The sequence below is a fragment of the Spirillospora sp. NPDC049024 genome (assembly GCF_040649235.1).
GTDB lineage: Bacteria > Actinomycetota > Actinomycetes > Streptosporangiales > Streptosporangiaceae > Spirillospora.
Window position 1 is genome coordinate 167753 of sequence record NZ_JBEZFD010000011.1, and the last position, 22904, is coordinate 190656.

General features: G+C 73.5%; 24 protein-coding genes. 10 read left to right on the forward strand and 14 right to left on the reverse strand.

Going from position 1 to position 22904, the window contains the following annotated elements:
- Nucleotides 1-7 precede the first annotated feature (7 nt).
- Together AB0C21_RS21765 and AB0C21_RS21770 are read right to left on the reverse strand one after the other, a co-directional pair.
- Complete coding sequence (locus AB0C21_RS21765) at nucleotides 8-2737, reverse strand: ABC transporter substrate-binding protein (protein ID WP_500206421.1); 2730 nt, start codon at nucleotides 2735-2737, stop codon at nucleotides 8-10.
- 37 nt (nucleotides 2738-2774) lie between these two features.
- Nucleotides 2775-4439 (reverse strand): serine/threonine protein kinase, encoded by a 1665-nt coding sequence (locus tag AB0C21_RS21770; RefSeq protein ID WP_500206422.1) that lies wholly within the window; start codon nucleotides 4437-4439, stop codon nucleotides 2775-2777.
- 504 nt (nucleotides 4440-4943) lie between these two features.
- Between AB0C21_RS21770 and AB0C21_RS21775 the strand changes: the two genes are divergently transcribed.
- Nucleotides 4944-5240 (forward strand): DUF4193 domain-containing protein, encoded by a 297-nt coding sequence (locus AB0C21_RS21775; protein ID WP_117404125.1) that lies wholly within the window; start codon nucleotides 4944-4946, stop codon nucleotides 5238-5240.
- A gap of 52 nt (nucleotides 5241-5292) precedes the next feature.
- Nucleotides 5293-6108: a hypothetical protein gene (locus AB0C21_RS21780; RefSeq protein WP_500206425.1), complete on the forward strand. Its 816-nt coding sequence runs from the start codon at nucleotides 5293-5295 to the stop codon at nucleotides 6106-6108.
- Nucleotides 6109-6333: 225 nt separating this feature from the next.
- Here AB0C21_RS21780 and AB0C21_RS21785 read toward each other — a convergent pair whose 3' ends face one another.
- On the reverse strand, nucleotides 6334-6621 hold the full coding sequence (locus tag AB0C21_RS21785; protein WP_500206427.1) for a DUF4235 domain-containing protein: 288 nt from the start codon (nucleotides 6619-6621) through the stop codon (nucleotides 6334-6336).
- 128 nt (nucleotides 6622-6749) lie between these two features.
- On the opposite strand from AB0C21_RS21785, the gene valS reads away from it, so the two are divergent.
- Together valS and AB0C21_RS21795 are read left to right on the forward strand one after the other, a co-directional pair.
- Complete coding sequence (gene valS, locus AB0C21_RS21790; RefSeq protein ID WP_500206428.1) at nucleotides 6750-9275, forward strand: valine--tRNA ligase; 2526 nt, start codon at nucleotides 6750-6752, stop codon at nucleotides 9273-9275.
- Between the two features lie 121 nt (nucleotides 9276-9396).
- Complete coding sequence (locus tag AB0C21_RS21795) at nucleotides 9397-10284, forward strand: metal-dependent hydrolase (RefSeq protein WP_500206430.1); 888 nt, start codon at nucleotides 9397-9399, stop codon at nucleotides 10282-10284.
- Between the two features lie 34 nt (nucleotides 10285-10318).
- Here the strand turns inward: AB0C21_RS21795 and AB0C21_RS21800 are convergent, their stop codons facing one another.
- The 9 genes from AB0C21_RS21800 to AB0C21_RS21840 all read right to left on the reverse strand — a co-directional run bounded on the left by AB0C21_RS21800 (nucleotide 10319) and on the right by AB0C21_RS21840 (nucleotide 15823).
- Nucleotides 10319-11620 carry a cytochrome P450 gene (locus AB0C21_RS21800; protein WP_500206432.1) on the reverse strand — a complete coding sequence of 434 codons (1302 nt, stop codon included), beginning with the start codon at nucleotides 11618-11620 and terminating at the stop codon, nucleotides 10319-10321.
- 76 nt (nucleotides 11621-11696) lie between these two features.
- On the reverse strand, nucleotides 11697-12386 hold the full coding sequence (locus AB0C21_RS21805; RefSeq protein ID WP_500206434.1) for a YidC/Oxa1 family membrane protein insertase: 690 nt from the start codon (nucleotides 12384-12386) through the stop codon (nucleotides 11697-11699).
- Nucleotides 12387-12432: 46 nt separating this feature from the next.
- A complete protein-coding gene (locus tag AB0C21_RS21810; RefSeq protein ID WP_500206435.1) occupies nucleotides 12433-12795 on the reverse strand; it encodes a DUF6412 domain-containing protein in 363 nt (120 codons plus the stop codon).
- Between the two features lie 35 nt (nucleotides 12796-12830).
- Nucleotides 12831-13385, reverse strand: coding sequence for a hypothetical protein (locus AB0C21_RS21815; RefSeq protein ID WP_500206437.1), 555 nt, complete (start codon nucleotides 13383-13385; stop codon nucleotides 12831-12833).
- A gap of 18 nt (nucleotides 13386-13403) precedes the next feature.
- Entirely contained in the window at nucleotides 13404-13571 is a 168-nt protein-coding gene (locus tag AB0C21_RS21820) for a hypothetical protein (protein WP_168221296.1), read from the reverse strand.
- Nucleotides 13559-14113, reverse strand: coding sequence for a hypothetical protein (locus AB0C21_RS21825; protein WP_149262301.1), 555 nt, complete (start codon nucleotides 14111-14113; stop codon nucleotides 13559-13561). Before AB0C21_RS21825 ends, AB0C21_RS21820 begins: the two co-directional genes overlap by 13 nt.
- Nucleotides 14110-14571 (reverse strand): hypothetical protein, encoded by a 462-nt coding sequence (locus AB0C21_RS21830; RefSeq protein ID WP_500206440.1) that lies wholly within the window; start codon nucleotides 14569-14571, stop codon nucleotides 14110-14112. Before AB0C21_RS21830 ends, AB0C21_RS21825 begins: the two co-directional genes overlap by 4 nt.
- Nucleotides 14568-15128: a MauE/DoxX family redox-associated membrane protein gene (locus AB0C21_RS21835; RefSeq protein ID WP_500206442.1), complete on the reverse strand. Its 561-nt coding sequence runs from the start codon at nucleotides 15126-15128 to the stop codon at nucleotides 14568-14570. Before AB0C21_RS21835 ends, AB0C21_RS21830 begins: the two co-directional genes overlap by 4 nt.
- Entirely contained in the window at nucleotides 15125-15823 is a 699-nt protein-coding gene (locus tag AB0C21_RS21840) for a hypothetical protein (RefSeq protein WP_353819917.1), read from the reverse strand. The genes AB0C21_RS21835 and AB0C21_RS21840 overlap by 4 nt, the downstream gene beginning before the upstream one ends.
- 221 nt (nucleotides 15824-16044) lie before the next feature.
- Between AB0C21_RS21840 and dut the strand changes: the two genes are divergently transcribed.
- The 3 genes from dut (at nucleotide 16045) to AB0C21_RS21855 (ending at nucleotide 17575) form a co-directional block, all read left to right on the forward strand.
- Nucleotides 16045-16545 (forward strand): dUTP diphosphatase, encoded by a 501-nt coding sequence (gene dut, locus AB0C21_RS21845; protein ID WP_149262305.1) that lies wholly within the window; start codon nucleotides 16045-16047, stop codon nucleotides 16543-16545.
- A gap of 3 nt (nucleotides 16546-16548) precedes the next feature.
- Nucleotides 16549-17373, forward strand: a complete 825-nt coding sequence (locus AB0C21_RS21850) for a DUF3710 domain-containing protein (protein WP_500206445.1) — start codon at nucleotides 16549-16551, stop codon at nucleotides 17371-17373.
- A gap of 121 nt (nucleotides 17374-17494) precedes the next feature.
- Nucleotides 17495-17575, forward strand: coding sequence for a 50S ribosomal protein bL37 (locus AB0C21_RS21855; RefSeq protein ID WP_486303772.1), 81 nt, complete (start codon nucleotides 17495-17497; stop codon nucleotides 17573-17575).
- Here AB0C21_RS21855 and AB0C21_RS21860 read toward each other — a convergent pair.
- Both AB0C21_RS21860 and AB0C21_RS21865 read right to left on the reverse strand, forming a co-directional pair.
- Nucleotides 17572-18231, reverse strand: a complete 660-nt coding sequence (locus AB0C21_RS21860; RefSeq protein WP_500206640.1) for a PIG-L deacetylase family protein — start codon at nucleotides 18229-18231, stop codon at nucleotides 17572-17574. The two genes, AB0C21_RS21855 and AB0C21_RS21860, sit on opposite strands and share 4 nt — an antisense overlap.
- An 88-nt stretch (nucleotides 18232-18319) precedes the next feature.
- Nucleotides 18320-19600, reverse strand: a complete 1281-nt coding sequence (locus AB0C21_RS21865; protein WP_500206447.1) for an ArsB/NhaD family transporter — start codon at nucleotides 19598-19600, stop codon at nucleotides 18320-18322.
- A 227-nt stretch (nucleotides 19601-19827) separates the two neighbouring features.
- Here AB0C21_RS21865 and AB0C21_RS21870 point away from each other — a divergent pair, with 227 nt between their 5' ends.
- The 3 genes from AB0C21_RS21870 (at nucleotide 19828) to AB0C21_RS21880 (ending at nucleotide 22879) form a co-directional block, all read left to right on the forward strand.
- On the forward strand, nucleotides 19828-20625 hold the full coding sequence (locus tag AB0C21_RS21870; protein ID WP_500206449.1) for an ABC transporter ATP-binding protein: 798 nt from the start codon (nucleotides 19828-19830) through the stop codon (nucleotides 20623-20625).
- A gap of 2 nt (nucleotides 20626-20627) precedes the next feature.
- Nucleotides 20628-21986: an FtsX-like permease family protein gene (locus AB0C21_RS21875; RefSeq protein ID WP_500206451.1), complete on the forward strand. Its 1359-nt coding sequence runs from the start codon at nucleotides 20628-20630 to the stop codon at nucleotides 21984-21986.
- Nucleotides 21987-22060: 74 nt separating this feature from the next.
- Nucleotides 22061-22879 (forward strand): hypothetical protein, encoded by an 819-nt coding sequence (locus AB0C21_RS21880; RefSeq protein WP_500206453.1) that lies wholly within the window; start codon nucleotides 22061-22063, stop codon nucleotides 22877-22879.
- The last annotated feature ends 25 nt before the right edge of the window (nucleotides 22880-22904 follow it).

The following is a 22904-nucleotide window of genomic DNA, read 5'->3' on the forward strand; positions in this document are numbered from 1 at the left end:
GCCGCGGCTACTTCAGCGCGGCGGCGGCCGCGGTCGGGTCGCCGTCGTAGTCCACCCCCAGCTTGAGGTACCTGCCGGGCCGGACCACGGCGACCCGGGCGTCGTTCAGGAGCGGGATGAGGGCCATGTCGTCCAGCGCCGTCTTCTCGGCCTGCCGGAACAGGGCCGTGCGCTCGGCCGGCGCCGCGGTCGTGAGCGCTTGGGAGACCGTCCTGTTGAAGGAGGCGCTACTCCATTTGCCCAGGTTGTAGAACCCCGTGTCGGTGCTCTGGACACCGCCCAGAAGCGGCCACAGCATCGTGTAGGCGCCCGGATAGTCGGGGCCGTAGGGCAGGAAGGCCAGCCCGGACGCGTCCTTGGACATGACGTCGCCGCGGTACTTCGTGAACTCGGTGATGGGGTAGCGCTTCTCCTCGACCCGCAGGCCGAGCACCGACCTCAGTTGTGCGCCCACGACCGCGGCGAGCCGCCGGTCGACGGGCGACTCGCGGTAGTAGAGCCGGATGGCCGTCCCGGGCCGCAGCCCCGCCCGGGCGGCCAGCGTCTTCGCCTTCTCCGGGTCCGTCCCATCGCAGGACGGGCAGACGCCCGGCTTGCCGAATCCGGGGACGGACACCGGGACGATGCCGTGCGCGGGCTTGGAGAAGCCGCCGAGTGCCGTGCTGAGCTTGCTCCGGTCGAGGGCGTAGGAGACGGCCTGCCGCGCGTCCTTCGACGCCATCGGACCCCGGGCGGTGATCGGTACGAGCATCCGGGTGAACGGCAGGGGACCGGAGGCCAGACCCGTCCTCGGCACCGACGCCATCTCCTCGGTGCCGACCGCGTACCAGTCGGCCCGCCCGGCCGCGTAGGAGGCCTGGTTCTTGGTCGTGTCGCCGTTCAGCGTCACGGTCACGCCGTCCAGCCTGGTCCTGCCGAACGCCCATCTGTCGTTGCGGACGAGGGAGACCGACGCGTCCTTGCGGTAGTCCTGCACCTTGAACGGGCCGTTGCCGATCGGACGGGTGTTGAACGCCGCGTCGTCGGGCTTGCCCGCCGTCTGCGGAGCGGGCATGAACGCCGGTTCGGACAGCCGGGCCGCGAAGTCGCAGTTGGGGGTGGTGAGCGTGACCACCAGCGATGTCGCCGAGATCGCCTTGACGCCGGGCAGCTCTCCGCTCCCGGCGCCCGCCACCGAGGCGTACCCCTCGATGTCGTTCATCAGGTAGGGCGCGGCGCCGGTCTTCTCCGCCGCGCTGCGCGCCCAGCCGCGCGCGAACGCCTCCGCGTCGACCGGCTGGCCGTCGCTGAAGGTCGTCCCGCCCTTGATCGTGATGCTCCACGTCCCGCACCGCGCGTCCGGCTTGACCGCCGTGGCGAGCCGGTTGCGCGCGACGCCGTCGGCGCCGACCTCGGTGAGGCCCGTGAACAGCTGCTTGGTGAGGAACCGCTCGGTGCCGGCGACGGCGTGGGACGGGTCGATCTCGCCGTTCGCGGTGCCCGGCGACGCCATCATGACCGGCAGCGTCCCGCCGATCCGTCCGCCGTCGTCCACCGCGCTGGGGCGGTCGTCCCCGCGGAACTGGACCCAAGCCACGGCGGCGGCGAGCGTCAGCACGGCCAGCACGGCGCCGCCGACACCGGCGAGGACGCCGATGCCGGGCTTCCTGCGGGTGCCGGACGGCTTGGTGAAGTCGACTCCCGGCGCGGAGACGGACGCCCACGTCGGGGGCGTGTTCCCGTTGAGCGGTGGAGCGGGGGAGGGCCACGTCGGGCCGGGCATGGGCGGCGGCGTCTGCGGCATGGAGGGCCCGGCCTGGAAAGGCGTCGGGACCGGCGGCGGCGTCTGCGTCCGCAGCCGTGCGGACTCGGCGGCCGCCGTCCGGGCGCCCTGGGTGAGCATCACGGCGTCCTCGCCGCCGCGCGGACCGACGGGCTGGGGCAGGCTTCCGGCCAGCGCCAGCAGGTGCGCGAGGACCTGCTGGGAGGCGGGGCGCAGTGCCGGGTCCTTGCTGAGGCAGTTGGCCACGATGCCGCGCAGCGGGTCGGGAAGCTCGCCGAGGTCGGGCGCCATGTTCAGGATGCGGTGCATCACCGCGGGGATCGAGTCCTGCCCGAACGCCGGCCGCCCGCTCGCCGCGTAGACCATCGTGGCGCCCCACGCGAACACGTCGGCGGCCGGTCCTACCCGCGCCCCGGAGATCTGCTCCGGCGCCATGTAGGCGGGCGTGCCGACCGCGGTGCTCGACATGGTCCCGGTGGCGTCCAGCGCCCGCGCGATGCCGAAGTCGATCACCCGCGGGCCGTCCGGCGCGAGCAGCACGTTGGCGGGCTTGAAGTCGCGGTGCACGACCCCCGCCTGGTGGATCGCGGCGAGCGCCGTCATCGTCCCGATCGCCAGCCGGTCCAGGTCGGCGCCGCGCCGCGGGCCGTCCTGCGCCAGCACCCGCGACAGCGCCGGCCCGTCGATGTACTCGCTGACGATGTAGGGGCGGTCGCCGTCGACGTCGGAGTCCAGGACGCGGGCCGTGCAGAACGCGGACACCCGCTTGGCGACCGCGACCTCGGCCGCGAACCGCGAGCGGGCCTTCGGGTCGCCGCTGAAGCGCGCGTGCAGCAGCTTCACGGCGACCCGGTGGCCCGGTTCGTCCTCCCCGAGGTAGACGGCGCCCTGCCCGCCCTCGCCGAGGAGGCCGGTCAGCCGGTACGCGCCGAGCCGGGAGGGGTCGCCCTCGCGGAGGGGGGCGACCCCGGTCATGCCTTGGAGATCTCGGACATCGACCTGGAGGTCCCGGTCATGACTTGGACACGGTCCCGTACGCGGTCGCGGTCGTCTCGGACTGGAGCTGGCGCCACTCCCACCGCATCGTGGTGCTGGAGGACGGGATGAACGTGACGTACCCGGACGCGCACTCCTTCGGGTCCATCCCCGCCATCGGCGTCTCCCGGTACTCGATCTTCGAGCTGTTCTCGTCGCCGGACAGCAGCGAGAGCCGGGTGTAGCAGTTGTCCTGCGCGCCGGACGGGTAGCTGTACGTCGCGACGCCGCTGGAGTAGAGCAGGGAGAACTTGACGTTGAACCGGGTGTGGCCCGACCCGGCGTTCGGCTGGTTGCCGTCGCCGGTGAAGTTCCCGAGCAGCCCGCCCGTGGTGCTCGTGGTCGGCGTCTCGCTCGGCGTGTAGGTGTTCGGCGGCGAGTAGGTCGGCGTCGGCGGGTCGTCGTCGCTGTTGGCGCCGATGATGGCGAGCACCACGACCACCAGGATCACGATCAGCGCGAGCGCGCCGCAGCCGATCGCGATGATCGGCCCGGCGGAGCTGGACTGCTTCGGCGGCGGCCCGTACTGCGGGCCCGGCGGGCCGGGCGGCATCTGCATCGGCGGCGGCGGCGTCTGCGGCGGCATCGCCCCGCCCTGGTACATCGCCATCGGCGGCGGCGTGATCGGCTGCGGCGGCGGCGTGGCCGGGCCGCCCATCCCGCCCTGGTGCAGCGGCATCGGCGGCGGGGTGATCGGCTGCTGCTGCGGCTGGGGCCGCGGCGCCGGCGGCACCGGGGGCGGCGGCGGAAGCTGCGAGGCGATCCGGGTGCCCTGGTTGAGCAGGTCCTCCTGCCCGGCGCCCTGGTTCGCGGGCGCGGCGCCGACGTGGCCGAGCAGGTTCAGCAGCAGCTGCGCCGCCGGGGGGCGCAGGCCGGCGTCCTTGGACAGGCAGCGCCCGACCAGGTCGCGCACCGGGCCCGGGGGAAGCGCCGACAGGTCGGGCTCCTCGTTGAGGATCCGGTTGATGATGACCGGCAGCGTCTCGGCCTCGAACGGCGACTGCCCGGTGGCGGCGAACACCATGGTCGCGCCCCAGGCGAAGATGTCGACCGCCGGGGTCAGGGGCGCGCCGGTGAGCTGCTCGGGCGCGAGGTAGCCCGGCGTGCCCACCACCATGCCCGTCGCGGTGACGGCGCTCTCCTGCGAGTTGACCGTCCGCGCGATGCCGAAGTCGACGACGCGCGGGCCGTCCGCGGCCAGCATGACGTTGTTCGGCTTGAAGTCGCGGTGCACGATCCCGGCCTCGTGGATGGCCGCGAGCGCGGTCACCGTGCCGATCGCGAGCCGCTCCAGTTCCGCCGCGCTCCGCGGTCCGTCGTGCGCGACCACGTCGTGCAGGGACGGCCCGTCGATGAACTCGCTGACGACGTAGGGCTGGTCGCCCTGGACGTCGGCCTCCAGGACCCGCGCCGTGCAGAAGGGCTCGACCTTCTGCGCCGCCGCCACCTCGCGGGTGAACCGGGCGCGCGCGGCGGGATCGTTCGCCATCTGCGCGTGCAGCAGCTTGACGGCGACGTACTCCCCGTTGGGCGCCTTGCCCAGGAAGACGGCGCCCTGGCCCCCGGCGCCCAGTCGTCCAATGACCTCGTACCGTCCGAGTGCCCTAGGATCGCCCGGCTCCAGCGGAGCGGCATCCGGCATCTGACCCTCCATTGACCCGCAGTGATGTCTGCGACATTGTGCGCCGGACCCGCTCGCGGGGGTCCCCTGCCGGCGATCGCCGGGCTGACCCCCGCAGGGGGCCCGCCCCCAACCTCAGGCGGGCACGATATCGCGTTAGTTCAGACGTTTCACTGATGCGTCCGGTTCGGTGTTCCGGCAGCCGGATCGGGCCGTCCCGCCGCGCCCGGCCGGTCGGTGCGCACAACCCTCCCGGGACCGATATGATCCCCGCCGCCGCGGGATCCCCGGCAGGTGCTCCGGCCCCTTGCAGGGCCGTGGCATCCGGCGGGTGTGTGACCGAAGACACAGTGCGAGGAATGAGCCGGGTGACGGGAGTCACTCGTGGGAACGGTCGCGCCTCGTGTGTCGCAGGTCACCAAACGTGACAGAATTTCCCGCCCGGATCGGGCACAAGAACGGCCCCCCGTGCGTTAGATCCGCGCGACGGGGCGCATAAAGCACTGAGGGGGATGGAGATAGAAGATGGCGACCGACTACGACAGCCCACGTAAGACAGACGACGACCTGAGCGAGGACAGCCTCCAGGAGCTCCAGGCCCGGCGCGCCGACAAGGCCGCCAGCATCATCGACGAGGACCTGGACGCCGGCGAGGTCGCCGAGCTGCCGGGCGCCGACCTGTCGAACGAGGAGCTCACCTTCCGGGTGGTCCCCCGGCAGGCCGACGAGTTCACCTGCACGCGCTGCTTCCTGGTGCACCACCGCAGCCAGCTGGCCACCGAGAAGAACGGTCAGCCGGTCTGCCGCGAATGCGCCGCCTGACCGGCGGTCGCCGCCAGGTGACCGGGAGTGGCCGCGTGACGGGAGAGGACGGGTGACGGGAGAGGACGAACCGCGTCGCGGCGAGGTGGAGCCGGCGCGCGGCGACGGCTCCACGGAGCTGGGTGAGCTGATCGGCAGGCTCACCTCCGACGAGGACATGGACCGCGAGACCCGCGGCCGCCTGCTCGGGCGACTGGCCGGACTGCTCGGCCAGAGCGCCCGCAGAGTGGGCGCCGCGGGCGTCGCGCGCGGCAGGTGGCTCGCCGACCTGCTCGTGGCGGCGGCCCCGCACATCCCGATCCGCGATCTGGAGACCCTCCAGGCCCACCACCACGGGGTGATGGGGGAGGAGCTCGCCGACCGGATCGTCAAGGCGGCCGGCAACGCCACCACCGCCGTGGGCGCCGCCGGCGGCGCGCTGGCGGCCGTGGAGTTCGCAGCCCCGCCGCTGCTGCTGACGGCGCCGGCCCAGCTCGCCGCCGAGACGCTCGTCGTCGCGGCCATCGAGGTGAAGATGATCGCCGAGCTGCACGAGGTCTACGGCGTCAGCGTCCAGGGCAGCGGGACCGCGCGCGGCGCGGCGTTCGTGACGTCCTGGGCGCGGCAGCGCGGTGTCAACCCCCTGGAGAGCGGTTCCCTGACCAGCGCTCTCGGCACGGCCGCCAAGAGCGCGCTGCGCAAGCGGATGCTCCGCGTCTTCGGCCGGAGCCTGTCCACCATGGGCCCCCTCCTCACCGGCGCCGCGGCCGGGGCCGCGCTCAACCGCTCCGCGACCAGGGCGCTGGCCCTGAAGGTCCGGGGCGACCTCAGGGAGATCGCCGGCAGCCTGCCCCCGCTCCCCAGTGACCAGCCCCGCCTGAACCCCTAGCACCCAGCCCGAACCCCTGGTACGCCGTCTGAACCCCCGGTACGCCGCCCTCCCCCTAGGCGGCACGACCGGGCATCGAGGGAACGGCTCGCCGCACCCGGCGAGCCCCTTCGCGAAGACCCGACCGGACGAGAACGCGCCGTGGCCGGTCCCTTCCATCGACGAAGGGACCGGCCACGGCGCGTTCACCCGCCGGACGGGGGCCGGGCCCCCGTCCGGGGCGTCTCAGACCTCGGCCTTGAGATGGGACGGGCTCTGGCCGGTGCTCTTGGCCCACTGGTGGGCGGCGGCGCGGGTGGCGAGCAGCCGCGCGACCTCCATGCCGACCCCCATCACCACGGCCCACCCGATCGCCTCGGACAGCGCCACCTCGGGGGACTCGGGATTGGTCGGCGGCTCCTTGCCGGTGCTCTTCTTCCAGGCCAGCGTGATCACTTTCTTCGCGACGAAGCCGCCCGCGAATGCGGCCGCCCCGGCCATCACCCGCCAGCCGATGTCGCCCTTGTCCGCCATGTTGGTCCTCTCTCGTCCTGTCGTCTCCGACGCTACCGGAACCGCCTGCCCCGGGCGGTGCAGGTGATCGCCGCGTCGGCGCCGGTAATCGGCATGCGATCCGGGCCGATGTCAATACGATTGGCCTCATGACAGAGCAGCCGCGTACTCCGAACGTCCCTCCGAAGCCCTCCCTGGACGGCCTGGAGGACACATGGGTACGCGCCTGGGAGGAGGGCGGCGTCTACCGCTTCGACCGCACCAGGCCGCGCGGCGAGGTGTACTCGATCGACACCCCGCCGCCCACCGTGAGCGGCTCCCTCCACGTCGGCCACGTCTTCTCCTACACCCAAACCGACACCATCGCCCGGTACCACCGCATGCGCGGTCGGGCGGTCTTCTACCCGATGGGCTGGGACGATAACGGCCTGCCGACCGAGCGCCGCGTGCAGAACCACTTCGGCGTCCGGTGCGAACCGTCCCTTCCCTACGATCCGGGATTCGAGCCTCCGGCCAAGCCCGACGCCAAGCGCCAGCAGCCGGTCTCGCGGCGCAATTTCATCGAGCTCTGCGAGCGCCTCACCGAGGTCGACGAGAAGGCGTTCGAGGAGGTGTGGCGCCGCGTCGGCCTCTCGGTCGACTGGAGCCTGCTCTACACGACCATCGGGCGCGCCGCCCGGACGGCGTCCCAGCGCGCGTTCCTGCGCAACCTGGCGCGCGGCGAGGCGTACCTCTCCGAAGCGCCGACGCTGTGGGACGTCACCTTCCGCACCGCCGTGGCGCAGGCCGAATTGGAGGACCGCGAGCACCCCGGCGCGTTCTACCGGATCCGGTTCCACGGCGACGAGCGCCCGGTCTACATCGAGACGACGCGGCCGGAGCTTCTGCCCGCCTGCGTCGCGCTGGTCGCGCACCCCGACGACGAGCGGTACCAGGAGCTGTTCGGGACGACCGTGCGCACGCCGCTGTTCGGCGTGGAGGTCCCGGTCGTCGCGCACCGGCTGGCCGAGCCGGACAAGGGCTCCGGGATCGCGATGATCTGCACGTTCGGCGACGTCACGGACGTCACCTGGTGGCGCGAGCTTGACCTGCCGACCCGCGCGATCATCGGCTGGGACGGGCGGCTGGCCGCCGATCCGCCGGAGGGCGTCGCGGCGGAGCCGTACGCGGAGCTGGCGGGCAGGACGGTCTTCTCGGCCAAGGAGCGCGTCGTCGAGCTGCTGCGCGAGTCCGGCGACCTGGACGGCGAGCCCCGCAGGATCAGCCGGCCGGTGAAGTTCTACGAGAAGGGCAGCAAGCCGCTCGAGATCGTCACGACCCGGCAGTGGTACATCCGCAACGGCGGCCGCGACGAGGGCGTCCGCGCGGAGATGCTCGCGCGCGGCCGGGAGCTGGAGTGGCACCCCGGCTACATGCGGGCCCGCTACGAGAACTGGGTCGAGGGGCTGAACGGCGACTGGCTGATCTCGCGGCAGCGGTTCTTCGGCGTGCCGATCCCCGTCTGGTACCGGCTGGACGACGCCGGCGAGCCGGTGCACGCCGACCCGATCGTGCCGGCCGAGGACGCGCTGCCGGTCGACCCCTCGTCCGACGTCCCGCCCGGCTTCACCGAGGCGCAGCGCGGCAGGCCGGGCGGCTTCACCGGCGACCCCGACATCATGGACACCTGGGCGACCTCCTCGCTCACCCCGCAGATCGCGGGCGGCTGGGAGCGCGACACCGACCTGTTCGGCCGCGTCTTCCCCTTCGACCTGCGGCCGCAGGGGCACGACATCATCCGGACGTGGCTGTTCTGCACGGTCGTCCGCGCGCACCTGGAGCAGGGCACGCTGCCGTGGAAGGGCACCACCCTGTCCGGGTGGATCCTCGACCCCGACCGCAAGAAGATGTCGAAGTCCAAGGGCAACGTCGTCACGCCGATCGACCTGCTGCGCGAGTACGGCTCCGACGCCGTCCGCTACTGGGCGGCGAGCGGGCGCCCCGGCACCGACACCGCGTTCGACACCGGCCAGATCAAGGTCGGCCGCCGCCTCGCCATCAAGATCCTCAACGCCTCGAAGTTCGTGCTCGGGCTCGGCGAGGCGGGCCCGGCCGCGGTGGTCACCGAGCCGCTGGACAAGGCGATGCTGGCGGCGCTGGCCGGGGTCGTCCACGAGGCGACCGAGGCGTTCGAGGGCTACGACTGGGCGCGTGCTCTGGAGCGCACGGAGCGGTTCTTCTGGGAGTTCTGCGACGACTACCTGGAGCTGGTCAAGGCCCGCGCCTACGGGGACGGCCCCGAGGCGCTGTCGGCGCGGGCCGCGCTGCGCTCGGCGCTGTCGGTCCTGCTGCGCCTGTTCGCGCCCGTGCTGCCGTTCGTGACCGAGGAGGTCTGGTCGTGGTGGCGGCACGGATCGGTGCACACGGCCGAGTGGCCGTCCGCCGCCGAGCTGCCGCCGGGCGGCGACCCCGCTGTCCTCGCGGCCACCGGCGAGGCGCTCCGGCAGGTCCGCAAGGCCAAGTCCGAGGCCAGGGCGTCGATGCGCGCCGACGTGTCCCGCGCGGTCGTCCGGGGCGCGGAGGTGACGCACATCGCGCGGCCCGACCTGGCCGCCGCCGGGCGGATCGCCGAGCTGACGCTGGAGTCCGCACCCGCCGCGCTCACCGTCGACGTCGTGCTCGCCCCCACGACGTAGATCACCCCGGCCGGGCCTTGACGCGGATCCGGCGCGTCCACATATTAGATTACTAGTCTAATTGGGTGCGCGCCGGGTGCGCGGCGCGGCCCGGCCCGGCGCGGCGGGAGAGGGAGACGGGATGAGCGAGATCGACGAGCGGCACCCCGTCATCGCCCCGCGGCGGGTGAGGTTCGACTGGGCGGACACGCCGCTGCACTGGATCCCGGGCGAGCCCGTCGCCACCCACTTCATCAACGTCCTGCATCTGCTGCTGCCCGCCGGCGAGCGGTGGTTCGTGCACGTCTACAAGGAGGCGCTGCCGCTCGTCCAGGACGACGAGCGCCTCTACCGCGAGGTCAAGGGCTTCATGGGTCAGGAGGCCGTGCACGCCTACTCCCACCAGGGCGTCCTGGACCGGCAGATGCTGGAGCAGGGCCTCGACCCGCGGCCGCTCACCGCCCGGATCGAGTGGGTGTTCCGGCGGATCCTCGGCGACCGGTGCTGGATCCCGTTCCTGCCCCGCAAGCGCTGGCTGTTCGTCCGGATCGGCGTCATCGCGGGCATCGAGCACTACACGGCGGTCCTCGGCCAGTGGATCCTGGACGCCCGCGAACTGGACGAGGCAGGCGCCGACCCGACGATGATGGACCTGCTGCGCTGGCACGGCGCCGAGGAGGTCGAGCACCGGTCCGTCGCGTTCGACGTCTACCAGCATGTGGCCGGGCGGTACTGGATGCGGTTCATCGCGTTCTTCCTCGGCGTCCTCGCGCTGCCCCTGATGGTGTACGCCGGAGCGGTGTTCCTGTGCCGGGCCGACCCGACGCTGAAGGGCGTCCGCCCGCGGATCCGCGACTACCGGCGGGCGGTGCGGCGCGGGCTGTTCCCCAGCAACCGGTTCATGATCTCCGCCGGCCGCGCGTACCTGCGGCGCGACTACCATCCGTCCCGCGTGTGCTCGACGCAGCGGGCGCTGGACTACCTCGCGGTGTCGCCGGCGGCGCGGGCCGCCGGACGCCCGGCTTCCTGAGCCGCGGCGCCCCCTCGGAGCGCGGGCCCGCCGCTCACAGCGTGCAGGGCAGGTGCTTGATGCCGTTGATGAAGTTGGAGTAGAGCATCTGCGGCTCGCCGCTCGCCCGGATGTTCGGGACGCGGGTGAACAGCTCCCGGAACATCACCGTGATCTCCTGCCGGGCCAGGTTCGCGCCCAGGCAGAAGTGCGGGCCGGGGCCGCCGAACCCGACGTGCGGGTTGGGGGAGCGGGTGATGTCGAAGACGTCCGGGTCCGTGAACACCTCCGCGTCGCGGTTCGCGGAGTTGTAGAACAGCAGGACCTTGTCGCCCGCCCGGTACCGGTGGCCGTTCATCTCGTGGTCGCGGGTCACGGTCCGCCGGAACTGGATGACCGGCGTCGCCATCCGGACGATCTCCTCGACCGCGCCGGGGATGCGGGCGTCGAAGTCCTCCATCAGCAGGGCCCGCTGCTCGGGGTTGTCGGTGAACAGCTTCAGCCCGTGCGTCATTGCGTTGCGGGTCGTCTCGTTGCCGGCCACGACGAGCAGGATGAAGAACGAGCCGATCTCCTGGTCGGTCAGCGACTCCCCGTCCACGTTGGCCGAGACCAGCCGCGACACGAGGTCGTCGCCGGGGTGCCGGCGGCGCCTGCGGGCGAGCTTCATCGCCAGGTGGTTCAGCTCGTACCCCGCGGACATCGCCATCAGCAGCCCGTACAGGACGCCGATCCGGGTGATGCCCTCCCGGATCACGTCCTTGCCGCCGGTGTACTCGGGGTCGCCGAGCCCCAGGATGATGTTCGTCCGGTCGTACACCATCGGGCGGACCCGCTCGGGGATGCCCATCATGTCGCAGATGACCTGCACGGGCAGCCGCGCCGCGACGTCGGTGACGAAGTCGGCCGACCCCTTGCGCTCCAGGTCGTCCACGATCCGCGTCGCGGTCGCCTGCAGGTCGGTCTCCAGCTTGGCGAGGACGCGCGGGGTGAACGCCCGCGACACGATCCGGCGGATCTTGGCGTGCCGCGGGTCGTCCATGTTGATCATCGAGCCGAAGTAGCGGGCCATGTACCGGGGCAGGTCGGCGATGCTGTTCGAGCACGGCTCGCTGCTGAAGACGTCCGGCGTCCGGCTGGCCTCCACCACGTCCGCGTGCCGGGTGAGCGCGTAGTAGCCGGGCCCGGTCCGGATGAACGGCAGCTTGAGCTCCGGGAAGAACGCCGGATGCTCGCGCTCGCGCAGCCGCGCGAACGCCGCCAGCCGCCGCTCCGGCGGCAGCGACCAGAAGGCCAGGTCCGACAGGTCGTCCTCCGGCGGGCCGCCCTGGGTGCCCGCCCGCGCCGTCGTCGTCACCGCACACCGCCCTCGAAAGTCAGAACGCCGTTCGGTTGCCATCGAACCCAGCCATCCGGACATCCGTCAAGGGCGATCAGACCGCCGCGGTGGCCCGGCGGTGCAGGACGGCGCGCTCGGCGGCCGTCCACGCACCGGACGTGAGCAGGTACAACCCCGCCGCGAGGGGCACGAACGCCGCCACGGCGATCGTCCCGAACGGCATCACCCGCGCGAGGGCGCCGGCCGGCCCCTCGGCGGTCACCCGCCGCGACGTGACCGCGGCCACGACCGCCAGCAGCGCGAACAGCCCGAGGAAGACGAGCGAGGGCGGCGAGAGCAGGCCCCCGCCGAGGACGCCGATCCAGTTCTGCCCGAGCGGCGCCGCGAGCAGCGTGTGCGCGAGCAGCGCGTTCTGGTGCCCGGCGACCGTCGCCGACACGAACAGCCGGTACATGACCATGAAGAACGGGACCTGCGCGACCATCGGCAGGCACCCGGCCACCGGCGTGGCGCCCTCCGCCTCGTACAGCGCGGCCATCTCCCGCTGGAGCCGCTGCGGGTTCTTCGCGTGCTTCTTCTGCAGAGCCTGGACCTTCGGCATGAGCCGGGCCCGCGCCCGCTCGCCCCTGGCGGCCGAGACCGCGAGCGGGACGAGCGCCAGCCGCACCCCGGCGGTGAACAGCACGATCGCCAGCGCGGTGGCCAGGCCGCCGGCCACCGGGTCCAGGGCGTCCGCCAGCCCGCCCAGGAGGGCGGCGGCGATCGAAACGGGAACGTCGAACATGGGAGAACCTTCCGGAAGAGGGGGATCGATGGCGTTCCGGCCGCGCTCAGGCGGCCGCGATCCCCGTTCCGGGAGCGCGCGGACGGGGCCGTCCCGCCGCGTCCGGATCGCGCTGCGGCAGGAAGGCGGTCCGCAGCGTCCTCTCGCGCAGGGTCGTCCGCAGCCGCGCCCGCGCCGCGCCGTGCCCCTGCCGGGCCGCGCGGACCCGCACCGCCGCGAGCACCAGGAGCCCCGCCACGGTCAGCGCGCCCAGCGTGGCCAGGACCGACTGCCCGGGCGCCGTCCCCGCCCACTCGGCCACGGCGAACACCCGCAGCAGCAGGGCGATCAGCAGCGACCAGAGCACGAACGGTGCCTTCCCGGTGGGCGACGGCTCTCCAGTGACGGCGAGGTGGGCCCAGTCTCCCATGCGGGAGGGGACTTGATCGACATGGGCGGCCTCGATCACAGGAGCAGCAGGGCGAGGGCGGCCAGGGAGGCGATCGCCGTCGCGGTCTTCACGGCCGGCATCCGGACGGCCAGCGCGGCGTCCCGGTGCTCGTCGCGGGCCAGGTAGGTCAGGAGGGCGCTCAGGGCGCGCCCGGCGCCGAAGAACGTGCCGGCCAGGACGGTGGTGAGCGGGTCCTCGCGGGCGAGAAGCAGGCCCAGGGCCAGGACGTAGGGGGCCGTGGCCGGGACGTAGGTGCGGACGCCGGTGCCGAGCTCGAAGCCGAACTGGAGCGCGCCCCGGCGGAGGTGCGCTTGCAGGACCTCCTGGGGGATCTGGCGGGCGTTCTGCGGAAGGGGGACGCGGACCAGCCCGGCCTCACGCGCGGCCCCCAGCCCGGCGAGGGCGAGGATCGCGGCGGTGCGGGCCGGTGCCGGGAGCGGGGCGGAAAGGCCGGACAGCAGCCAGACCACCGCCGCGGTGAGCGTGCCCCCGAGCAGGAGCCCGAGGGTGAAGACGGCCAGGACCTCGCCCTGCCGTACGGGGGCCCGCCAACCTGGCGAGAACAGCACGGATTCGCTGTTGCGCGTTCAAACGCTCCCCGACAGGGAGAACCCGGCGAGCGCGCCGATCGACCCCCAGCACAGGACGGCGGCGTCCAGGGCGGCGGCCGACACCGCCAGGAGCGCGAGGGCGGCCACGGGGAGGAGCGGGTCGGACGCGCCTCGCCGCAGCCGCCCCGCGGTCAGTTCTTGCACGCCATCGCCTTGCGGCAGATGGTCTTGTACCAGTTGCCCTTCTTGGACTTCTTCCAGCCGTCGTGGCAGCGCCAGGTGACGCCCTTCTTGCAGCTTCCGCAGCTCTTGGCGTAGGCCCAGAGCCAGCCGTCGTAGCCGCCGCCGTAGCACTGGTTGGGGCGCAGCTTGTAGCGCCCCGGATCCGACACGCCCGACTTGTGGAAGCCCTTGTACTTCCCGCTCGTCCGGCAGCACACGCTGCACACCAGGCTGGGCCCGCAGCCCGGGGAGCAGTTGTGGTTGGCCGCGTAGGAGGGGCAGCGCGGATAGATGTCGTAGTAGCCGACCAGCTGGAAGCCCGAGGCGAGCGCCTCCCGCGCGGGCGGGAACACGCCGAGGGCCTTCAGCCCGGCGGTGGCGCCCGCCGCGGCGAGCCCGGTGAGGACGCTGCGGCGCACCGGGCGGAACCGCGGCTCGTCCGCGGGCGCCGGGCGCCGCCGGACGCGCTGCGCCCCTTCCGGGCGCGGGCCGCGCAGCGGCGGGACGTCTTCGAGTTCGATCATCGTGCGGCCTCCAGGGTGAGTGCGCGGAGGGCTTCGGAGGAGCCGACGGGCTCGGCGGCCCGCACGCGCCCGTCCGCGCCGACCAGCACGGCGAACGGGGTGGCGGGGACGCGGTAGTCGGCGAACAGGCCGTCCTGCTCGCCGGCGAGGACGGTCACGCCCGGACGGGACGCGTCCTCGGGCGCCGCCCCGGCGAAGATCGCGTGCAGCGGCCGGTCGGACGGGACGGCGGCGAGGACGTCGGCGCAGACGCCGCAGTCGCGGTCCAGGAAGAGCAGCAGGCCGGGCCCGAGCCGGTCGAAGGCGGGCGCGGGCGCGCCCGCGGCGGGGCCGAGCGCGGCGGGCCGGGACGCCCCCGGGCTGAGCGCGTGGACCTGCCGGACGAGGCCGGCGACCACCAGGGCGAGCAGCAGGATCGCCACCCACGACAGCAGGAGCGCGCTGTTCTGGAAGCTCATCCGGCCGTCCTCCTGTCCGCGGCCGTGCTCGCCACGGCCGAGTTCTCAACGGTCATCGCGTGCGGGAGCGTCCAGAGGAGGACGGCGAACGCCAGGCCCGCCGCGACCTCGATCGACCACTCGTACGCGGTGGGCCCGGCGGGCGGCCCGTGCAGGGCGAGGGGGAGGGCGAGCGCGCAGAGCGCGGCGGCGCGTCCCGCGACCCACCCGGTCATCGGCGTGCCGGCGCCCCCGCATCCGCAGGGGACGCCGCGCCGGGTGCGGGCCACGTGCGCTCCGTAGACCGCGTACAGGGCCAGCAGGGCGGCAGCCGCCCCGCCGGCCGCGCGCGCCGGGCCGTCCAGCCGGAGCAGGAGCGCCGCCGCGCCGGCGGCGCCGATCAGCGCCTCCGCCGCGATCACGGCCGCCGCGACCGCCCCGGCGAGGGCGGCGGGGAGCACCCGGTGCGCCCGCACCGCGGCGGCCAGCGCCGCCGGGCGCCTGACCTGCCCGGCCAGCGACGCCAGCAGGACGAGCGGGACCGCGACCGCCGCGATCCCGGCGAGCAGCCCGGTCACCGGATCGCCTCGACCGCCAGACCCGCGAGCCGCCGGGGGACGTCCCGCACTCGGTCCTCCTCGGGCAGGACGGTCACCAGCAGCGACCGCAGCGCGAGCAGGAAGTAGGGGCCCTGCCCCTCCACGGCGTCCCGGAACAGTTCGCCGCCCGCGACCGAGGCGCCGCGCCAGGGCGGCAGCCGCTTGCGCGTCACCGAGGTCAGCGCGGTGATCTCCAGCAGGCCGATCCCCGGCACCTCCTTGACCATCTCGGCGGGCTCGGGCCGGCGTGCCCGGCCGCGCGGCACGGCGGTGATCCCGTCCTCGTGCTCGGTCAGGCGCACCGTGTCGAAGAACGCCACCGCGTCCGCCGGGCGCCCGTGGTAGAGGTGCGTGAACACGGCGTGGCGGCGGCCCTCCCACACGGCCGCGAGGACGGGGTCGCTCAGCCCCGTCTCGGCGTCGCGGGTCGCCGTCCGGCCGACCCGCAGCCGCCCGCCCTGGATGCGGAACTCCTGCTCGAAGCGGTCGACCCCGATGTCGGACGCCCAGGCCAGCGCGTCCTCGCGGGTGCCGCTGGAGATCTCGTGGAGCCGTCCGCCGCCGGCGATCCGGGCCACCGACGTGCACGGCCGCCGCAGGTCGTGGTCGCCCGTGAGCCGGATCCGCACGCCGTCCAGGGACCGGTGGGTGACGGCCCGCTCGCGTGTGCCCATGTCGTCCCCTTCCTGGGGAAACGCGTCCCCCAAGAGCCACCGCGGGTAACAATGGTGACGCTACGCGTGATACTTCACTTCGGGGCCAAACCTTCCGGAAGTGGTCATGGCCGGGAACGGGTAGGGTCAACTGCCGGACTCGCGCGGCGGCGGCGTTTCGGCCGCGGCCGCCGCCCGCCGCCTGGGTAGGGTCGTGTGGTTCTCCGGCAGGTACGCGTGAGGTGGAGCCCGTGAGCAAGGTCGATGTGCTGGTCCGGCGGCTGGATCCGGAGCTGCCCCTGCCGCGGTACGCCCACGCGGGCGACGCGGGCGCCGATCTGGTCGCGGCCGCCGACGTGGAACTGGCGCCGGGGGAGCGCGCCGTCGTCCCCACCGGGATGGCGATCGCGCTGCCGGACGGCTACGCCGCTTTCATTCACCCCCGCTCCGGATTGGGCGCTAGGTTGGGGGTGACCATCGTCAACGCACCCGGTACGGTCGACGCCGGCTATCGGGGTGAGATCAAGGTGACCCTGCTGAACACCGACCCCCGCGCCACGGTGAGGCTGCGGCGCGGAGACCGCATTGCGCAGATGGTCGTCCAGCGGGTCGAGCACGCGGTGTTCCACGAGGTCACCGAGCTTCCCGGATCGGCGCGCGGAACCGGCGGGTTCGGCTCCACCGGCGGATTCGGCCCGGCCCCGCGATCCGGGGACAATGAGCACAGTCGAGAAGGAGTGTGAGTCGTGGCTTTTGGACGTCGCCGGCAGGCCGAGGAGCCCGCGGAGGGTCCCGAGGTGACCGAGGAGCAGGCGGAGAACGCCGAGGACGCTCCCGCCGAGGCGGGGTCGGCCAAGGCGGAGTCCGCGGGCGGCCCGTGGGATTCCGAGGACTCCTTCCCCGAGATGCAGCGGCTGGACTTCGGATCCCTCCAGGTGCCGGTCGCGCCGGGGCTGGGCTTCCAGGTGAACTTCGAGGCGACCCAGGTCGACGAGGAGGGCAACCCGCTCGACGGGCGGCCCGTCGCCGTGCTGGTGCAGTACGAGGAGAGCGCCATGCAGCTCCAGGTGTTCGCCGCGCCGAAGCGCAGCGGCATCTGGGAGGACGTGCGCCGTGAGACCGCCAAGGACATCCAGGAGGAGGCTCAGGGCCAGACCCAGGAGGGCGAGGGCCCGTTCGGCCCCGAGCTGCTGGCGATGGTCCCCGCGGCGCTGACCGAGGAGGTCCTCGCCGAGATGCCGCAGGAGGTCCGCGAGCAGATCCCGGCGGAGTTCGTCGAGCAGGGCTGGGCGCCGCAGATCATCCGCTTCCTCGGCGTCGACGGCCCCCGCTGGTTCCTGCAGGCCGTGGTGCAGGGCGCCGCGATCGAGGACGAGGAGCAGTGGCAGGTCCTGGAGGACGTGCTGAGCGGCGTGGTCGTGCACCGCGGCGACGCCCCGATGCCGCCCCGCGAGCTCCTGGAGCTGCAGATCCCCAAGGAGTTCAGCGAGGCCGGCGAGGACGGGGAGGAAGAGGCCGTGGAGACCTTCGACCCGTTCGAGCGCGGCCCGGAGATCACCGAGGTCCGCTGACCGGACCAGCACCGGCCCGCCCGGCCGCACGCCTTTTCGGACGTGCGGCCGGGCGGGTTCGTGCCGCTTGCGCCCGGCCGACCGCTTGCCTTGGACCGCCCTGCGGGCGGTCAATCGGGACATGTCGAAGAAGACGCGCAAGCGCCGGGCCCGCAAGCGGAGCAAGCACAACAAGGGCAAGCGGCCCAACGCCCGCCGCTAGCTCCCGATCATCTCGAAGGCCATCGCGTGCTCGACGCCCGCGGCCTTCCCGCCCTCCTCGGCCATGCCGGTGAGGAACGCCTCGGCGTCGAACCCGTCGCCGAGGCCCGCGAAGTACACGCGGTGCGCGAGCAGCGAGTCGATGCCGGCCCGCAGGTGCCCGGTGACGTCCACGTAGTGGGTGGGCTCCGGCGACCCGCCGAACAGCGCGAACCGGACGCCCTGCCACGGTTCGAGCCCGAGGTCGCGGAACACCCACCGGTTCGCCGCGTCCCGGATCGCGTCCGCGACCGCGAGTCCGAGCACCCGGTGGTCGGCCATGTTGAAGCCGCCGCCGGGGAACGTCTCGCGGAAGTTCAGTGACAGCACCACCTCGGGCCGGTGCCGCCGGATCGCCGCGGCGAGCGTCCGCCGCAGCGGCAGGCCGTATTCCAGCATGCCGTCCGGCAGGTCGAGGAACTCGACGGTGTCCACGCCGACGATCCGCGCCGCCTCGACCTGCTCGGCGCTGCGGATCCGCCGCACCTCGTCGGGGTCCATCGAGTCGATCCCGGCCTCCCCGCGGGTGGCCAGTACCTCCGTCACGCTCTTGCCCTGGCCCGTCCACCTGGCGATCGCCGCCGACGTCCCGTACTCCAGGTCGTCGGGGTGCGCCACGATCGCGAGCGCGCGTTCCCAGTCCTCAGGCACCTCGTCCATCCCCCCATCCTCCCGGATCGGGCCGGCGTTTGCGGGCAGCCGGCGATCACAGATAGCGGAGCCAGAGGTAGGGGGTCGACAGGGCGATCGTCACGAGGGTGACGATGATGCCGTAGCGGGTGAAGTACCAGAAGCTGATGGGCGTGCCGTTGCGGGCGGCGATGCCGAGCACGACCACGTTGGCGCTGGCCCCGATGGCGGTGGCGTTGCCGCCGAGATCGGCGCCGAGGGCGAGGGCCCACCACAGCACGTGCCCCTGGGCGCCGGGGTGCTGCTGGACGAGGTCGGCGACGATCGGGCTCATCGTCGCGACGTAGGGGATGTTGTCCACGATCGCCGACAGCCCGGCGGACGCCCACAGCAGCAGCATCGCGGCGACGCCGAGGCGGCCGTCGGTGGCGTCCGCCGCGGCCCTGGAGACCTCTCCGATGACCCCGGTCTCGACCAGCCCGCCGACCATCACGAAGAGGCCGGCGAAGAACACCAGCGTGGGCCACTCGACCTCGCTGAGGGCCTCCTCGGTGGTCACCTTGGTCGCGGCGACGAGCAGCCCGGCGCCGAGCAGCGCGACCACGGACGGCTCGTAGTGCAGGACGGGGTGCAGCACGAACGCCGCGATGACGACGGCGAGGACGGCGAGCCCCTGGGCGAGGAGCCGGCGGTCGGTGATGGCCTCCCGCTCCTCCAGCTCCATGACCTCGGCGGCGAGGTCCGGGTCGTAGCGGAACGCCGAGCGGAACAGCCACCGGGCCAGCAGGCAGAACACGACCAGCAGCACGACGACCAGCGGCGCCAGGTTGACCAGGAAGTCGTTGAACGACAGGCCGCCCCGGCTGGCGATGATGATGTTGGGCGGGTCGCCGACCAGCGTCGCGGTGCCGCCGATGTTGGACGCCATGACCTCCGCGATCAGGTACGGCTCGGGGCGCAGCGCGAGCCGCTCGCAGACGAGGAAGGTGACGGGCGCGATCAGCAGGACGGTGGTGACGTTGTCCAGCAGCGCGGACGCCACCGCGGTGAGCACGATCAGCATCACCATTAGCCGGTAGGGGCGCCCCCGCGCGCGCTTGGCGGCCCAGATCGCCACGTACTCGAACAGGCCCGTCCGGCGCAGCACCGAGACGATGACCATCATGCCGAGCAGCAGGAAGACGACGTTCCAGTCGATCCCGGACTCGGGGGAGAAGAACGCGGCCTCGGCGTCGGTGACGTGCAGCAGGAGCATCAGGCCCGCGCCGCCGAGCGCCACCGCCGTCCGGGGCACCTTCTCCGACGCGATCAGCACGTACGCGCAGACGAAGATGACGATCGCGGCCGTGGCCTGCACTCAACCCCCTGGACGGCATGCGGATGACGGGACCTGCCGACCAGACTTCCCGGCGCACCTCGGGCGACTCTAACCCGCCCGGCGCTCCGCGGGCGAAACCGGGCCCGGCGATGGTGGGGTTTTGCCTACCCCCATCGGCGTGCTGGACCCATCCCCGGCGGCCCCGCGCGTCCGTAGCTTCGTGTTCCGGAGGCGCCCGCCCGGGGCGCCGGGCGGAGGTGAGGACGATGTTCGGACGCAGGGGAGCGGAGCCGGCGCGGCAGGCGCCGGGGGAGGCGCTCCGGCTGGAGAACGTGCGCAGGGTGTACGGCGCCGAGGGCAACCGGGTGGTGGCGCTGGACGGGGTGTCGCTGTCGCTGCCGACCGGGTCGTTCACCGCGGTCATGGGCCCGTCCGGGTCCGGCAAGAGCACCCTCCTGCAGTGCGCGGCCGGTCTGGACCGTCCCACCGAGGGCCGCGTCTTCGTCGACGGCGCGGAGTTGACGGGCGACGGGGAGGCGGCGCTGACGAGGTTCCGGCGGGAGCGGATCGGCTTCGTCTTCCAGCAGTTCAACCTGCTGCCGACGCTGTCGGTCATGCAGAACACGGTGCTCCCCCTGAAGCTCGCCGGCCGCAAGGTGGACAGGGACCGGGCGCGGGCCGTCCTGGACCGGGTGGGCCTCGGCGACCGGCTCGGCCACCTGCCCGCGGAGCTGTCCGGCGGGCAGCAGCAGCGGGTGGCGATCGCGCGGGCGCTGGTCACCGCGCCGCGGGTGCTGTTCGCCGACGAGCCGACCGGCGCGCTCGACACCCGGAGCGCCCGCGATGTGCTGGGCCTGCTGCGCGAGTCGGTGCGGGCGTTCGGGCAGACGGTGGTGATGGTGACCCACGACCCGGTCGCCGCGTCCTTCGCCGACTCCGTGCTGTACCTGGCGGACGGGCGGATCGTTGGATACCAGGCCGCGCCGACCGCGGAGACCGTGGCGGAGCGGATGACGCGCCTGGCCGACGAGGTCGAGCGCCAGCGCACGATGGCGGAGGCGTGACCATGGTCGAGCTGGCTCTGCGCTCCCTGCGCCGCCGCGCGAGCGCCTTCACGGCGAGTTTCCTCGCGATGTTCCTCGGCGCGACGATGATCATGGCGTTCGCCTCGATGCTCGACACGGCCGAGGCGAGCGGGGCGACGGGCGAGGCCCGGGAGACCCTGGTCACGATGGCGTCCGTCGTCGGCGGCTGGGGGCTGCTGCTGGTGGTGTTCGCGGTGACCTCGACGCTGACCCTGTCGGTGCGGCAGCGGGCGTCGGAGATCGCGCTGCTCAAGAGCGTCGGCGCGACCCCGGCGCAGCTCGCCCGGATGATCGTCGGCGAGGCGGCGGGCCTGGCCGCGGCGGCGGCGCTGCTCGCGGTCGTGCCCGCCTACCCGGCCGGCCGTGCCCTGCTCGGGCTGCTGCACGGCACCGACCAGGTCCCCGCGGACATCGGCTACCGCTTCGGCCCCGCCGCGCTGTCGCTCGGGATCGGCGTGACGCTCGTGTCCGCGGTCGCCGCCGCGCTGATCACCGCGCGCCGCGCCACGCGCGTCCGGGTGACCGAGTCGATGACGGCCGCCGCCATCGGGGACGCGCGGCTCAGCCGGAAGCGGATCGTGTTCGCGGTGCTGTTCCTGCTGGTCGCCGTCGGCGAGGTGGTCACCACGCTCACGGTGATGGACGGCAAGGGCAGCGACGCCATGGCGACCTCCGGGCAGGCCGACATCTTCGCCGGGATCGGGCTGGCCCTGCTGGCGCCGGCGATCATGCGCGGTGCGACGGCGCTGGCGGCCGGGCCGATGCGGGCGCTCGGCGGCGCGGCCGGGGACCTCGCGGCGGCCACGATGCGCCGCCGGGCGGGCGCCCTGGCCTCCGCGGTCACGCCGATCATCCTGTTCGTCGGGACCGCGGTCGGCACGCTCTACGCCCAGGCCATCGAGAACGAGGCGATGGACGCGGCCGGCCTCTCCAAGACGCTCGACCAGAAGGGCATCGAGACGCTCAACTTCGTCGTCATCGGCATGGTGGTGCTGTTCACGGCGATCATGCTGGTCAACACGCTGATCGCGGCGACCGCGCACCGGCGCCGCGAGTTCGGCCAGACCCGGCTCGCGGGCGCGACCCCGCGCCAGGTGCTCACCGCGGCCGCGCTGGAGTCGGCGGTGCTGACGGTCACCGGCGTGGTCTGCGGGACGGTCGCCTCGGCCTTCACGATCGTGGCGTTCGGCCTCGCCCGCCGCGACTCCGCCGTCCCGCCCGGGAACGTCGGGACGTTCCTCGCGGTGGTCGCCCTCGCCGCCGTCCTGACCGGCGTGACGAGCTGGGCCGCGACGCGACGCGCGATCGCCGTCCCGGCCGTGGAGGCGGCCCTGCGCTGACCGCCTCCCTTGTCCCGCGCGTGGGTGCTCGTCCATACTGGGTGAGCACTCACTCACTTCAAAGGGGGCCGACCATGGCCGGACAGGTGGAGGCTTCCCGCGGCGCGTTCCCGGCGGCCGTCCAGGGACCGGGGGCTCCCTGGACGGACGGCCGGCGCGTCGAGCGCGCCGCCTACGCGATCGGCGCCGCGCTGATGGCCTCCGGCCTGCTGCACCTGGCCGTGTTCGCGGTGGACGGCGGTCCGTGGACGGGGCCGGTGTCGTGGCGCAAGCCCGTGACCTTCGGGCTCTCGTTCGGCCTGACGCTGCTGACGATCGCGTGGGTCAGCGTGTCCGTCCGGCTCGGCGACCGCGCGCGGACCGCGATCCTCGGCGTGTTCGCGGCCGACTGCGTCGTGGAGGTCGCCCTCATCACCCTCCAGGCGTGGCGCAAGGTGCCGTCCCACTTCAACGAGGAGACGGCGTTCGACACGGCCGTCACCCGGATGCTCGCGGCGGGCGGCGGCGTCCTCGTGGTCACGCTGGTCGCGCTCGCGGTCGCGTCCTTCCGCCGGAACGAGGAGGTCGCGCCGAGCATGCGGCTGGCCGTCCGCTCCGGCTTCGCCGCGCTGGTGCTCGCCCTGGCCTCCGGTGCGGCGATGATCGCCCGCGGCGTCACGACGGTGCGGTCCGGCGACCAGCAGGCCGCCTACCACGTCGTCGCCGCGCTGAAGCCGGCGCACTTCGTGACGATGCACGCGATCCTCGTCCTGCCGCTGCTGGCCTGGCTGCTCACCTTCACCGCCCTGCCCGAGGCCCGCCGGGTCCGCGCCGTCGCCTTCGCCTCCGGCGCCTACTGGGCGGTGGCGGCGGCGGTCATCGCGATCTCCGCCTTCCGCTTCGCGACCGCCTGAACCGCCCACCCCCGGTCGGGCGACT